The 13,982-nt window shown below is 72.1% G+C and carries 13 protein-coding genes; 5 read left to right on the top strand and 8 right to left on the bottom strand.

Features of this window, described 5'->3' with window-relative positions; all coding sequences use genetic code 11:
- The 3 genes from hisB to hisD are packed head-to-tail and all read right to left on the bottom strand — an operon-like array spanning position 1 to position 3,022.
- Positions 1-594, bottom strand: a complete 594-nt coding sequence (gene hisB / locus ACWDGI_RS25470; protein WP_028422551.1) for an imidazoleglycerol-phosphate dehydratase HisB — start codon at positions 592-594, stop codon at positions 1-3.
- Entirely contained in the window at positions 591-1,700 is a 1,110-nt protein-coding gene (locus ACWDGI_RS25465) for a histidinol-phosphate transaminase (RefSeq protein WP_450762651.1), read from the bottom strand. The genes hisB and ACWDGI_RS25465 overlap by 4 nt, the downstream gene beginning before the upstream one ends.
- On the bottom strand, positions 1,697-3,022 hold the full coding sequence (gene hisD, locus ACWDGI_RS25460; RefSeq protein WP_450762649.1) for a histidinol dehydrogenase: 1,326 nt from the start codon (positions 3,020-3,022) through the stop codon (positions 1,697-1,699). Before hisD ends, ACWDGI_RS25465 begins: the two co-directional genes overlap by 4 nt.
- A gap of 200 nt (positions 3,023-3,222) precedes the next feature.
- Between hisD and ACWDGI_RS25455 the strand changes: the two genes are divergently transcribed.
- The 4 genes from ACWDGI_RS25455 to ybaK all read left to right on the top strand — a co-directional run bounded on the left by ACWDGI_RS25455 (position 3,223) and on the right by ybaK (position 7,328).
- Positions 3,223-4,794: an oxidoreductase gene (locus tag ACWDGI_RS25455; RefSeq protein WP_450762647.1), complete on the top strand. Its 1,572-nt coding sequence runs from the start codon at positions 3,223-3,225 to the stop codon at positions 4,792-4,794.
- 212 nt (positions 4,795-5,006) lie between these two features.
- Entirely contained in the window at positions 5,007-6,059 is a 1,053-nt protein-coding gene (locus ACWDGI_RS25450; protein WP_450762645.1) for a hypothetical protein, read from the top strand.
- An 11-nt stretch (positions 6,060-6,070) separates the two neighbouring features.
- Positions 6,071-6,811 (top strand): LON peptidase substrate-binding domain-containing protein, encoded by a 741-nt coding sequence (locus ACWDGI_RS25445; RefSeq protein WP_450762643.1) that lies wholly within the window; start codon positions 6,071-6,073, stop codon positions 6,809-6,811.
- Positions 6,812-6,827: 16 nt separating this feature from the next.
- Positions 6,828-7,328 carry a Cys-tRNA(Pro) deacylase gene (gene ybaK / locus ACWDGI_RS25440; protein WP_450762641.1) on the top strand — a complete coding sequence of 167 codons (501 nt, stop codon included), beginning with the start codon at positions 6,828-6,830 and terminating at the stop codon, positions 7,326-7,328.
- 456 nt (positions 7,329-7,784) lie between these two features.
- Here ybaK and ACWDGI_RS25435 read toward each other — a convergent pair whose 3' ends face one another.
- The 4 genes from ACWDGI_RS25435 to ACWDGI_RS25420 form a co-directional block, all read right to left on the bottom strand.
- Entirely contained in the window at positions 7,785-8,441 is a 657-nt protein-coding gene (locus ACWDGI_RS25435; protein WP_450762639.1) for an AAA family ATPase, read from the bottom strand.
- 34 nt (positions 8,442-8,475) lie between these two features.
- Complete coding sequence (locus tag ACWDGI_RS25430; protein WP_450762637.1) at positions 8,476-9,300, bottom strand: ABC transporter permease; 825 nt, start codon at positions 9,298-9,300, stop codon at positions 8,476-8,478.
- A gap of 88 nt (positions 9,301-9,388) precedes the next feature.
- On the bottom strand, positions 9,389-10,363 hold the full coding sequence (locus ACWDGI_RS25425) for an ABC transporter ATP-binding protein (RefSeq protein WP_450763188.1): 975 nt from the start codon (positions 10,361-10,363) through the stop codon (positions 9,389-9,391).
- A gap of 118 nt (positions 10,364-10,481) precedes the next feature.
- Positions 10,482-11,708 (bottom strand): NYN domain-containing protein, encoded by a 1,227-nt coding sequence (locus ACWDGI_RS25420; protein ID WP_450762635.1) that lies wholly within the window; start codon positions 11,706-11,708, stop codon positions 10,482-10,484.
- A 220-nt stretch (positions 11,709-11,928) separates the two neighbouring features.
- On the opposite strand from ACWDGI_RS25420, the gene ACWDGI_RS25415 reads away from it, so the two are divergent.
- Complete coding sequence (locus ACWDGI_RS25415) at positions 11,929-12,105, top strand: hypothetical protein (RefSeq protein ID WP_450762633.1); 177 nt, start codon at positions 11,929-11,931, stop codon at positions 12,103-12,105.
- Between the two features lie 101 nt (positions 12,106-12,206).
- On the opposite strand, the gene dnaE is transcribed toward ACWDGI_RS25415, so the two are convergent.
- On the bottom strand, positions 12,207-13,982 hold a 1,776-nt coding region (gene dnaE / locus ACWDGI_RS25410), incomplete at its 5' end, for a DNA polymerase III subunit alpha (RefSeq protein WP_450762631.1).

The following is a 13,982-nucleotide window of genomic DNA, read 5'->3' as shown; positions in this document are numbered from 1 at the left end:
TTACAGCGCGCCCTTCGTCGACGGGAGGATGCCGGCCGCGCGCGGGTCGCGCTCGGAGGCATAACGCAGCGCCCTGGCGAGCGCCTTGAACTGGCATTCCACGATGTGGTGTGCGTTGCGCCCATAGGGCACGTGCACATGGAGGGCGACCTGGGCCTGTGCCACGAAGGACTCCAGGATGTGCCGGGTCATGGTGGTGTCGTACTCGCCGATCATCGGAGCCATGTTCTCCGGCTCCGTGTGCACGAGGTACGGGCGCCCGGACAGGTCCACCGTGACCTGGGCCAGGGACTCGTCCAGCGGGACCGTGCAGTTGCCGAAGCGGTAGATGCCGACCTTGTCGCCGAGCGCCTGCTTGAAGGCGGCGCCGAGGGCGAGGGCGGTGTCCTCGATGGTGTGGTGCGAGTCGATGTGCAGATCGCCGTCGGTCTTCACGGTGAGGTCGAACAGGCCGTGCCGGCCGAGCTGGTCGAGCATGTGGTCGTAGAAGCCGACACCGGTGGCGATGTCGGTCTTCCCGGTGCCGTCGAGATCGATCTCGACGAGGACCGAGGTCTCCTTGGTGGTGCGCTCCACGCGCCCTACGCGGGTCATGCGTCCAGCTCCTTCTTGACTTCACGTACCGCGTCGAGAAACGCGTCGTTCTCCTCTGGGGTTCCGGCGGACACCCGCAGGAAGCCGGGCACGCCGTTGTCGCGGACCAGGACCCCGCGGTCGAGGATCCCCTGCCAGACGCGGTGGGGGTCCTCGAACCGCCCGAACTGCACGAAGTTCGCGTCGGACTCGGTGACCTCCAGGCCGAGCGCGCGCATCTCGGCGACCAGCCGGTCCCGCTCGGCCTTCAGCTGCTCGACGTACTTCAGGAGGGTGTCGGTGTGCTCCAGGGCGGCCAGCGCGGTCGCCTGGGTGATCGCCGACAGGTGGTACGGCAGCCGGACGAGCTGTACGGCGTCCACCACCGCGGGGTGCGCGGCGAGGTAGCCGAGGCGCAGACCGGCCGCGCCGAAGGCCTTCGACATGGTCCGGGAGACGACGAGATTCGGCCGACCTTCGAGCAGCGGCAGCAGCGAGACGCCGTGGCTGAACTCGACGTACGCCTCGTCGACGATCACCATGGACGGCCGGGCCGCCTGGGCCGCGTCGTACAGCGCGAGGACCGTCTCGGCGGGCACCGCGTTGCCCGTGGGGTTGTTGGGGGTCGTGATGAAGACGACGTGCGGCCGGTGCTCGGCGATCGCGCGGCCGGCGGCCTCGAGGTCGAGGGTGAAGTCGTCCTCGCGCGGGCCGGGGATCCAGGCCGTGCCGGTGCCGCGCGCGATCAGCGAGTGCATCGAGTACGACGGCTCGAAGCCGAGCGCGGTACGGCCCGGTCCGCCGAAGGTCTGCAGCAGCTGCTGGATGACCTCGTTGGAGCCGTTGGCCGCCCAGACGTTCTCGAGGGCGAGCGGGTGGTTGCCGGTCTCGGTCAGGTACCTGGCCAGCTCGGTGCGGAGCTGGACCGCGTCCCGGTCGGGGTAGCGGTTCAGGTTCCGGGCGGCCTCGCGGACCCGCTCGGCGATCCGCTCGACCAGCGGCTCGGGCAGCGGGTAGGGGTTCTCGTTGGTGTTCAGCCGTACGGCGACGTCCAGCTGGGGCGCGCCGTAGGGGGACTTGCCGCGCAGCTCGTCCCGTACGGGGAGATCGTCGATTCCGAAGTTCACTTGCTCGCCGGTACCTTCCACCCGAACCTCGCCTTGATCGCCGCGCCGTGGGCCGGCAGGTCCTCCGCCTCCGCCAGCGTGACCACGTGGTGCGCGACCTCGGCCAGCGCGTCCTCGGTGTAGTCGACGATGTGGATGCCGCGCAGGAAGGACTGCACGGACAGCCCGGAGGAGTGGCAGGCGCAGCCGCCGGTGGGCAGCACGTGGTTGGACCCGGCCGCGTAGTCGCCGAGGGAGACCGGCGCCCAGGGACCGACGAAGATCGCGCCCGCGTTGCGGACCCGGCCGGCCACCGCCGTGGCGTCCGCGGTCTGGATCTCCAGGTGTTCGGCGCCGTACGCGTCGACGACCCGCAGGCCCTCCTCGACGCCGTCGACCAGGACGATCGCGGACTGCCTGCCCTTGAGCGCCGGGACGATCCGGTCGTCGACGTGCTTGGTGGCCGCGACCTGCGGTTCCAGCTCCTTCGCCACCGCGTCCGCGAGCTCGACGGAGTCGGTGACCAGGACGGCGGCGGCCAGCGGGTCGTGCTCGGCCTGGCTGATCAGGTCCGCGGCGACGTGCACCGGGTCGGCGGTGGCGTCCGCGAGGACCGCGATCTCGGTGGGGCCGGCCTCGGCGTCGATGCCGATCCGGCCGGTGAAGTAGCGCTTGGCGGCGGCCACCCAGATGTTGCCGGGGCCGGTGACCATGGTGACGGGCGGGCAGGACTCGGTGCCGTACGCGAACATCGCGACGGCGGAGGCACCGCCGGCCGCGTACACCTCGTCGACGCCGAGCAGGGCGCAGGCGGCGAGGATGGTCGGGTGCGGCAGGCCGCCGAACTCCGCCTGCGGCGGCGAGGCGAGCGCGATGGACTCGACGCCGGCCTCCTGCGCGGGCACCACGTTCATGACCACGGAGGACGGGTAGACCGACCGTCCGCCGGGCGCGTACAGCCCGACGCGCTCCACGGGCACCCATTTCTCGGTCACGGACCCGCCCGGCACGACCTGGGTGGTGTGGCTCGACCGGCGCTGCTCGCGGTGGACGAGACGGGCGCGCCGGATGGACTCCTCCAGGGCCGCGCGCACGGCCGGGTCCAGCTCCTCCAGCGCCTTGGCCAGGGCCTCGGCGGGGACCCGCACCTGCTGCAGGGTGACCCCGTCGAACTTCTCGGCGAAGTCGATCAGCGCCGCGTCGCCCCGATGATGCACGGCCTCGCAGATCGGACGCACCTTCTCCAGGGCGGCCGAGACGTCGAAGTCGGCTCGGGGCAGCAGGTCGCGCAGGGCGAGTCCCTCGGGGAGGGCGTCGCCGCGCAGATCGATACGAGAGATCACAGGCTCAATTCTCTCAGACGGCACTCCGGGCCTGTTCGCGCGTATCAATGGCTGATACAGAACGTGAGCCAACGGCCGGTACATAGCCTGGCCGGAACCCGGAAGATCACCTTCACGTGTTGTGTTCGAGGGGTGACGGAGCGGGCATCACCGCTGGGCGAACACCTGACTGACGAGTAGCTGAGGAAGAAGGAACAGCCGTGACCGAGGGGGTCCGGGACGGGGAGCTGCCGGACGATCTGACCGCGGCCGAGGCCGGCATGTGGCAGGCCTTCCGCAACGGCAGCGTGTACGACCTGAGCAGCGGCGACGCGCAGGTGGACGATCCGCACGGCGGCCACCCCTGGGGGCCCGAGCGGACCGTGCGGGCGCGGATCGTCTGCTGGCTGCTGCTCGACGGGCCGCCGGCGCTCGCGGGCCGGGTGTCCGCGCTGAAGCTGGCCGGCCTGCGGATCACCGGCGCCCTGGACCTGGCGGGTGGCACGGTCGCCCCGTACGTGGAGCTGCGCGGCTGCCGGTTCGACGACGAGGTCCTGCTGCCGGAGGCGCACTTCACCACCGTCCGGTTCGTGGACTGCGCGGTGCCACGCCTCGAGGCGGCCCGGGTCCGCACGGAGGGTGACCTGCACCTGCCGCGCTGCCGCTTCCTGGGCGGGGTCCGGCTGACCGACGCGCACATCGGCACCGACCTGCTGCTGAACCAGGCCGTGGCGTACCGGGACCGCAGCGGACGGTCGATCGCGGCGGACGGCATGACGGTCGGGCAGGATCTGCAGGCGGAACTCCTGGAGTCGTACGGGGAGCTGAGCCTGCGCAGCGCCAAGGTGGGCGTCTCGCTGAGCCTGCGCGGGGCCCGGCTGCGCAATCCGCACGGGCGGTTCGCGCTGAACGCGCCCCAGCTGACCGTCGGCCGCACCCTGTACCTGACCCCGGCCGGGGTGGGCGGTCCCTGGCAGAGCGGCACGACCCCGGCGCGCGGGACCCGGATCCAGCGGTTCGAGTGCCAGGGCGGGATCCGGCTGGACGACGGGCGGTTCGGGGACGCCGTCGACCTGGAGCGGGCGCGCTTCACCTTCACGGACGACCAGGAGCTGTCGCTGCGCCGGGTGCAGGCGCCGGAGCTGCGGTTCCTCGGGGAGGAGCCGCAGCGTGGCCGGGTGGTGCTGTCGGGTGCCCGGACCGTGAACCTGGTGGACCGGGCGACCAGCTGGCCGGGCCCGGGGCGGCTGCACATGGGCGGCTTCGCCTACGAGAACCTGGTTCCGCAGGGCCCGTTCCCGCTGACCCGGCGGCTCGGCTGGGTGGCGGCGGCGACCGCCGAGTACAACCCGGAGCCGTACGAGCGGCTCGCGACCGTGCTGCGGGCGGCCGGCGAGGACGAGGACGCGCGCGAGGTGCAGCTCGCCAAGCAGCGCCGGCGCCGCGAGACGCTGCCGGTCGCCGCCAAGTTCTGGGGGTACGCGCAGGACCTGACGGTGGCCTACGGGTACCGGCCGGGCCGGGCGGCGGTGTGGATGGCGGTGCTGTGGGCGGCGGGCACGCTCGCCTTCGCGCATGCCCCGCATCCGCCGATGACCACCGGCGGGCATCCGGCCTGGGACCCGGCGCTGTTCGTCCTCGATCTGCTGCTGCCGGTGATCGACCTGGGCCAGGTCGGCCAGTGGCGCCTCAGCGGGGGCTGGCAGTGGGCGGCCGCCGCGATGATCCTGCTGGGCTGGATCCTGGCGACGACGGTGGCGGCGGGGGCCACCCGGCTGCTGCGGCGCGGTTAGGCGCGGTGGACGCCGACGGGTCCGGTCGGGCGCGGTAGGCACGGTGGGGGGCGGTAGGGCACGCTAGGAACGGCCGGGTGTGCCTGGCAGGTACCCAACAGGTGAGCAACAGTCACCTTTTACCTTCCCTTGACCTCGAACCGTACAACTTTCACGGAGTTGGCCTGGTGGTCTGGCGCGCGCTCGACCTGCGGACTTTCAATGGCGACACCATGGCTTCGCTGCGTGCGCTGTTCCGCCCCACCCGGACGGCAAGGACCACTCCACGCCCCGCCCTCGGCCCGCTGCCGGCCGACGACGAGGTCTTCCTCGACGCGCCCGACGAGCGGCTCGCCCCCGTGCTGGTCGCGGCGGGCCGTGGCGAGTACCGGCCCGCCGCACGGCTGCTGGCCGGCACCCGGGCCGCGGCCGAGTGGGAGGCCCGGGACCGGTACGTGCACCGGCTCGCCCTCTTCGCCCGCTCCCGGGCCGAGTGGCTGGGCGACTGGTCCGCGGCCGCTCCGCACGACCCGGACCTGCTCCTGCTCCGGGCCCAGCTGGCGGTGGACCAGGCCTGGCCCTCCCCGGCCCGGACCGAGTTGCTACGCGCGGTGAGTCCGCTGATCACGGCCGCCGCGCGCGGCGACGACCGCGACCCGGTGCCCTGGCGGGTGGCGCTGGACCACGCACGCGGCTCCGACGCCGGTCACAAGTACTTCGAGGAGCTGTGGGAGGCGGCGGTCCGCCGCGCCCCGCACCACTACGGCTGCCACGCGGCGGCCCTGCGCTATCTGGGCACGTACTGGCACGGCTCGCACGGCGAGTGCTTCGACTTCGCCGACCTGGCCGCCCAGGACGCCCCGGCCGACTCCCTCGTCCAGGCCCTCCCGGCCCGGGCCGCGTTCGCCTACCTCGCCGACGGCTGCGGTCCGGTGGTGCCGCGCGCCCGCCTGGACGCGGCGGCCGACCGGGCCATCGCCCTCTCCGGCCGGTTCCCGGCGGCCGACCCCTGGCCTGCCGAGGTCCGCAACAAGCTGATGTACCTCCTGGTCCGACTGGAGCGCTGGGAGGCCGCCCGCACCCAGCTGCACCTCATCGGCCCGTACGTCACGTCGTTCCCCTGGGACCGCCTGTCCGACGACCCGCTGGGCCATTTCGTACGGCTGCGCGCACACCTGCTGGCCGGTACCGAACCGCTCCCCGAGGCCGGTCCGGTCCCCTCGCAGCGGAGCGCGGGGCGCCCACGGGCCGAGCACGGCGGACATGTTCCCGCCGATGACCACTAGGCTGTGGCGCCGTGACCACCGTCCGTCTTCCCCTCTTCCCGCTGAACTCGGTGCTGTTCCCGGGGCTCGTGCTGCCGCTGAACGTCTTCGAGGAGCGCTATCGCGCCATGATGCGCGATCTCCTGAAGACCCCCGAGGAGGAACCGCGCCGGTTCGCCGTCGTGGCGATCCGCGACGGCCACGAGGTGGCACCGAGCGCGCCGGGCATGCCGGATCCGACGGCCCAGCCCGACCGGGGGCCGGCGGCCGGCTTCGGGCCCGACCCCCTCAAGTCCTTCCACCGGGTGGGCTGTGTGGCGGACGCGGCAACGATCCGGGAGCGGGCGAACGGCACGTTCGAGGTGCTGGCGACCGGGACCAGCCGGGTGCGGCTGCTCTCCGTCGACGCGTCGGGGCCGTTCCTGACGGCGGAGCTGGAGGAGCTGCCCGAGGAACAGGGCGACGAGGCGGGCGCCCTGGCGGAGGGGGTGCTGCGGGCCTTCCGTCAGTACCAGAAGCGGCTGGCGGGGGCGCGGGAGCGCTCGCTGTCGGCGGGCGTCGAGCTCCCCGACGAACCGTCCGTGGTCTCCTACCTGGTCGCCGCGGCGATGATGCACGACATCCCCACCAAGCAGCGGCTGCTCCAGGCGCCCGACACCGCGTCCCGGCTCCGCGACGAGCTGAAACTGCTTCGCTCCGAGACGGCGATCATCCGTAACCTGCCGTCACTGCCCGCGGCGGAGCTGACGCGGACGCCGACGAGCCTGAACTGAGCCGGGGTTTCCTGACATGCCGAAGAAGTCGAAGAAGCAGCAGCCCGGCGGCACCCCGGCGACGGTGGCCCTGACCGCGGCGGGCGTGGACTTCACCGTCCACTCCTACGACCACGACCCCTCCCACCCGTCCTACGGCGAGGAGGCGGCAGAGGCGATGGGCGTGTCCCCCGACCGGGTCTTCAAGACCCTGGTCGCGGACGTCGACGGCGCACTCACGGTCGCGGTGGTGCCGGTGGCCGGCAGCCTGGATCTGAAGGCCCTGGCGACGGCGGTCGGCGGCAAACGCGCGGCGATGGCGGACCCGGCCCTGGCCGAGCGCACGACGGGCTACGTCCGCGGCGGCATCTCCCCGCTGGGCCAGCGCAAGAAGCTCCCCACGGTCCTGGACGCGTCGGCGTCCTCCCACCCCACGATCTGCGTCTCGGCGGGCCGCCGCGGCCTGGAGGTCGAGCTGTCCCCGACGTCCCTGGCCGACCTGACGAACGCGACCCTGGCACCCATCGGGCGTGCGTGACCTCTCGACGAAGCTCCCGTTCTCGGTTAATTACGGGAGACATGTCAAAGAAGACACGGAAACGAAAGTGGCGCACGAAGAAGGGCCACGCGAACCACGGTCGCCGTCCGGCATAGAGGCGGGCAGCACGGGCGGACTGCCGACCACGCCCCCGCGGCCGCACCGCGCAGTTCCCCGCGCCCCTGACAACCGCCCCGACACCTGAAGACAAAACCCGACCCACACCCCCGTCCCCCAGCCCACCCGACCTCTGAGAACGAAGCCGATCAGACACCCCCCAGCCCACCCGACCTCTGACCACGAGACCGCTCAGACACCCCCCAGCCCGTCCGGCGTTTGAGGACGAGGCCGTTCAGGCCGATGCGGGGGTCTGGGGGCGGCAGCCACCAGGGGCGGGGGCCGAAGGGGGCGCAGCCCCCTGGGGATGGGACGGGTAAGGGCGGCGGGGGCGGAGAACTACGCCGGCGGAGCCGCGTACGGTCCGTCCCCGTAGGGCGGCTCGGGATCCCGCGGGCCGAACAACGCCGTCAGCCCCAGATGCACCACCAGCGCCGACAGCGACCACGCCAGCAACGCCCCCTTCGCCCCCAGCTTCAGCGGCGCCGAGAACGTGACCCCCTTGCCCACCGCCTTCGCGTGCGCGATCACGTCCTGCTGCGGCCCCAGCCACACCCCCAGCCGCCACGCCAGCAGCGACCCGAGCACTCCCCCGACCCCCAGCGCCACCACCAGCGGCACGCCCCCACGCCGCTGCCACAGGAACACCACCGCCGCGCTCACCGCCCCGAACGCCAGCGCCAGCAGCGTGAACGTCCCGTCCACCCCCACCGCCTGCTCCCCCTCGGTGTCCTCGAGGTAGACCGCCCAGCCCTTGCTGGTGTGGTCCCCCACCAGCGGGACGTGCGGCGCCAGCCACAGCCACAGCAGCCCGAGCAGCACCCCGCTCACCGCGAGCGCGAGAACGATCACCGTGGCCTGACGCAGCTCGGTCTTCATCCCGGGACCGTCCTGTCCGTACGATGCTTCGACCGTCCCGGCAGGCGGCGGCGCCTGCCAGGCCTGGTGCGAGGACTGGTCGTGCGGCGGCGGAGGCGGCGTCAACGGTGCGGTCACCCTGACATCGTGCCAGGTCGCCCTGTGCGGCGCGTCACCGGACGGCGGCCCGGCGATACGCCCAGGTGGCGACGGCCAGCGAGACGACCCCCACCCCGGCACACACGCCCAGGTCGGCAAGGACGACGGTCCAGTCGGGCCGCGCCCCGAAGGTCCGGGCGTAGGCCTCCACGCCGTACGTCGAAGGCAGCAGGTCACGCGCGAACTGGATGATCCCCGGCATCCGGTCCGGCGGCAGCACGCCGAGCAGCAGGGCCGCCGACATACCCAACTGCCCCAGCAGTGTGGCGAGTTCGGGCCGGGGCGCAAGCAGCCCGCAGGCGGCGCCGAGCCCGGACAGGGCGGCCCCCGCCAGCGGGATCACGGCCAGCAGAATCCACAGGTTGCCCAGCGGCAGCCCGAACAGCACGCACCCGAAGACGGCCGTCACCAGCGTCCCCGGCACGGTGAAGGAGGCGTACGCCGCGGCCGCCCCGAGCACCACGGAGGCCGGCGGCACCGGCAGCGTGGCGTAGTGGTCGAGGCCGCCGCTCGCCCGCAGCTGCCCGAAGTACTGCGCGAGCAGGTTCAGGGCCACGTAGGCGACGACGACCACCGACGACCCCGCCACCACGGACTGGGCCTCGCCCCGGCTGTCCACCACCCCGCGCATCATGATCATGATGCCGACGGACTGGAAGGTCGCGACGAACAGCAGCGGGATCCGCGCCACCCGGGCACGGGACAGCTGCGCCCGGTAGACGGCCGCCAGCGACGGCCACAGACGCGCACGCGGGCCCAGCTCGGCCGCCGCGCGCGGCGCCGTCTCCTCCAGGGCCAGGGCACCGCCCGGCAGAACCTCCGCGGGTACGACACTCACGTCGCGCAGCTCCTCTTCCCAACGGCATCCACGGCACGTACGGCCGCCGCGCCTTCCCGTACGGGCCCGGTCGCCCCGGCGTTCACGCTCATGCCTTCACCAGCCCCTGCCGTGCGGCGCCGCCCAGCGCCAGATAGACGTCCTCCAGGCTGGGCGTGGCGAGGGTGAAGTCGTCGAGGGCCGCGAAGGCGGCTCCGCCGGTCACCGTGGCGACGACGGCACGCGCCTCCTCGGGGGCGAGCCGCAGCGTCCAGCGCCGGCCGGACTCGATTGCCCGCTCCCGCAGGACGGCCACCTCGGGCACGTCCAGCGGGGCCCGCTCCCGCCACACCAGTTCCACCCGCACCTCGCCGGCGACCCGTTCCTTGAGCCCGGCCGGGGTGTCACAGGCGATGACCCGCCCCTGGTCGAGCACGGCGACCCGGTCGAGCACCGTCTCGGCCTCGATCACGTTGTGGGTGACCAGGACGACGGTCGCGCCGTGCTCGGCCCGCCGCCGGTCGACGGCGGTCCACACGGCCCGCCGGGCCACCGGGTCCATCCCGGTCGTCGGCTCGTCGAGCACCAGCAGCGACCGCTGTCCGACCAGCGCCGCGGCGAAGCAGGCCAGCCGCCGCTGGCCGCCGGAGAGTTTCTTGATCGCCCGCCCGGCGAGGGGCTCGAGCCCCAGTTCCGCCAGCACCGCGTCCCGCTCGGCACGGGCCTGCCGTACGTCCAGGCCGCGCAGCCGCCCGGTGGTCTCGGCGGCGAGGGAGACGGTCAGCTCGTCGAGGGCGCTGGACTCCTGGCCCAGGTAGGCGAGGATCCGGGCGGCCCGCTCGGGATGCCGCACGATGTCGTGCCCGAGGATCTCGACGGTGCCGGCGTCGGGCCGCAGCAGCCCGGTGAGCTGCCGTACGAGGGTGGACTTGCCGGCTCCGTTCGGCCCGAGCAGCCCGAAGATCTCCCCGCGCCGGACCTCGAGGTCCACCCGGTCGGTGGCCCGGACCTCGGGCACCGCGGGAGTCCCACGGCGCCCTTTGACCGCGGCGTAGGTCTTCGTCAGCCCACGCACGGCACACACCACGTCGCTCTGCTGCCGAAGTGCCCGACCCACGCCCGTACTCACAAGGGACGAGACTACGGGGTCGGCCCCGTTTACTCGCCTTTGGGGCCGTCGGCCGCACGCGCCCAGGGCCGGCTCATTCGGCCGGCGCATGCTCCGCGGCCCCCGCCGGCACGTCGATCTCGCGCCAGAACCCCGCCCGAATGGCGTACCGGTCGTGCTCGTCGATCTGGTCGTCCTTGTGCGCCAGCAGCCCGAACCGGGCCGCGTACCGCAGCAGCTCCCCGTCGATCCGGTGCGGAATCCGCGGGTACATCCCGGACAGCTTCTGCACGTGGTTCTGGTCGCCCAGCCGCGAGATCCACCGCCGGGCGAACACCTGCCCGACCTCGTACGGATCCCCGCCGACGGTCGTGATGTCCTCCTCCCGGTCGGCCCACCGCTGCTCCGCGGTCGTCAGCTGGGCCAGCGTCGGCATGGCGACGGCCTCCGCGGGCTCCGCGACGGCGCCCGGCCGGTCCACCCACCCCTTGTCGGAGGACCACCGCAGGGTCGCCGTGGTCGCCGGGTGCTGCACCGGCGACTGCGCGCCCGGCGCCCGCAGCGCGGCGAGGTCCTTCGGCGTGGGCACCCCCTTGGGCGCCGGCACCCGCTCGACCGCCCCGTTCTCCGACGCGCCCGCCACGGGCGCCCGCTCGGCCTCGTCGGCCCCCGGATCGGCCGCGGCCGACAGCCCCGAGTCGGGCAGCGGCGCGGAGAGGATCGCGGCGATCTCCGGCCGCGGCGCCGGCGGCGGCGCACAGACCCCGGTCAGCTCCTTCGCCCGTACCGCCTGGGTGATCCACGCGCGGTCCAGGACCCGCCGCTCGTCGGCCTCCGCGACCAGGTCCTCGGACTGGTTGTAGTCCCCGTCCGCGGCCTGTACGGCCCACAAGTGCACGGCGACCCCGTGCTCCTTGGCGGCCATCATGCCCGGCAGCAGGTCGCCGTCGCCGGTCACCAGCACGACGTCCGAGCAGGCGCGGTTGCGGGCCAGTTCGGTCAGCTCGGCGTGCATGGCCGCGTCCACGCCCTTCTGGGCCCAGCGTCCGTCGCTGCGGGTCAGCGCGCCGAGCCGGACGGTGACCCGGGGCATCACGCGCAGCCGGCGGTGTTCCGGCTGCGGGACGCGGTCGGGGGCGCCGTCGAACCAGTAGATGCGCAGCAGTGGACGCTCGGTGTCGGATTCCGCGCGGTCGCGCAGCGCCTGGATGAGCGCGGCGTGGTCGACGGTGATCCGGGATCGGGAGGGCTCACCGGCGAGGAGACTGGCGGCGGCACCCAGCAGATACCCGGCGTCCACCAGGACAATGCAGCGGTCCACGCGACTCACCCTCTTTCCGGGAGGTTTGCTTTCGGGGCTTCCTTCGAGTCTGCCCGACGGCGCGGGGGTTAACGGCCCGAACTCGATCTTCGGCGTGGCGTTTCGGCACCTCGCTCTCCGACAAACCCTGTCACACACGGTAATTATCCGAAATGCGTCTGTTGTCAGCCTATGTGAATCTGAATTCGGCCCCTAGATCCCCCACAGGAGGCAGATCACCATGGCCAAGAACAAGAACCGCAAGGGTGGCTCTCAGAACCGCACCCCGCAGTCCGAGCAGACCCACGAGCACCCGCAGCGTACGTCGACGGAGCCCCAGGACTCGCCGGTGTCGCACATCCAGGGCAGCCCGGCGGATGTTGCTCGCAAGAAGCAGAAGAGCTTCGGCCACAACTGAGCGGACTGACCAGGTCCCACCGGGCTGTTGAAGCCCAGGCACGCAGAAGGGGCGCACCCGGTGCGGGTGCGCCCCTTTCCGCGCGCGTACGACCGGAGAACCTATCCGGCCAGGCAGGACGGGCCGAGCAGCACCTTCAGGTCGCCGAACAGGGCCGGATCCGGCTTCACCCGGTGCCGGTCGAGACGCAGCACGGTCGTCTTGGTCGGCCCCTGGAGCTTGATCCGGACCTCGCTGTCGCCCTTGTGGTGACTGAGGATCTCACCGAGGCGGCTGACCATCGGCGGAGTGATCCGGGTGGCGGGGATGGTGAGGATCACGGGCGCGTTGGCGCCCGCGGCGGACAGGTCCGGGATCGCCAGCTCCATCGCCACCAGGCGGGGCACGTCCTCGCGCTTGTCGAGGCGGCCCTTGACGAACACGACCGCGTCCTCGACGAGTTGGGTCGAGATGAGCTGGTAGGTCGCCGGGAAGAACATGCACTCGATGGAGCCCGCGAGGTCCTCGACGGTGGCGATCGCCCAGGCGTTGCCCTGCTTGGTCATCTTGCGCTGCAGGCCGGAGATGATGCCGCCGATGGTGACGACCGCGCCGTCGGCGTGCTCACCGCCGGTCAGCTGCGCGATACCCGCGTCGGCCTTGTCGGAGAGCACGTGCTCCAGGCCGAAGAGCGGGTGGTCGGAGACGTACAGACCGAGCATCTCCCGTTCCTGGGCGAGCAGATAGGTCTTGTCCCACTCGTCGGTGGTGAACTCCACGTCGAGGCCGAACCCGGGCTCGCTGCTCTCCTCCTCGCCCATCCCGCCGAAGAGGTCGAACTGGCCCTCGGCCTCCTTGCGCTTGACCTGCACCACGTTGTCGATCATCGGCTCGTACTGGGCGGTGAGGCCCTTGCGGGTGTGCCCGAGCGCGTCGAAGGCGCCCGCCTTGATGAGGGATTCCGTGGTCCGCTTGTTGCAGGCGGTGGCGTCGACCTTGTCCAGGTAGTCGGGGAAGGAGGCGAACTTCCCCTTCGCCTTGCGGGCCTTGATGATCGACTCCACGACACCGGTACCGACGTTGCGCACGGCCTCCAGGCCGAAGAGGATCACGTCGTCGCCCTGGGCCGCGAAGTTGTGCACCGACTCGTTCACGTTCGGCGGGAGCACCTTGATGCCCATGCGGCGGCACTCGTTGAGGTAGACGGCCGACTTGTCCTTGTCGTCCTTGACCGAGGTGAGCAGTCCGGCCATGTACTCGGCGGGGTGGTTCGCCTTCAGATAGGCGGTCCAGTACGAGACCAGGCCGTACGCGGCGGAGTGCGCCTTGTTGAACGCGTATCCGGCGAACGGGACCAGCACGTCCCACAGCGCCTGGATGGCCTCGTCGCTGAAGCCCTTGTCCCGGGCGCCCTTCTGGAACAGGACGAAGTTCTTCGCCAGTTCGTCGGGCTTCTTCTTGCCCATCACGCGGCGCAGGATGTCGGCCTCGCCGAGCGAGTAGCCGGCGATGATCTGGGCGGCCTTCTGCACCTGCTCCTGGTAGACGATCAGGCCGTAGGTGACGGCCAGGACCTCTTCCAGGGGCTCCTCCAGCTCCTTGTGGATCGGGGTGATCTCCTGGAGCTTGTTCTTGCGCAGCGCGTAGTTGGTGTGCGAGTCCATGCCCATCGGGCCGGGACGGTAGAGCGCGGAGACGGCGGAGATGTCCTCGAAGTTGTCGGGCTTCATCAGGCGCAGCAGCGAGCGCATGGGGCCGCCGTCGAACTGGAAGACGCCGAGGGTGTCGCCGCGCTGGAGGAGTTCGAAGGTCTTCGGGTCGTCGAGCGGCAGGGCCAGCAGGTCGAGGTCGATGCCCTTGTTGGACTTCACCATCTTGACGGCGTCGTCCATGATCGT

The sequence above is a fragment of the Streptomyces sp. NPDC001220 genome (assembly GCF_053597895.1).
The sequence above is the reverse complement of the archived record's forward strand: the minus strand, read 5'-3'. Positions and strand labels throughout refer to the sequence as shown.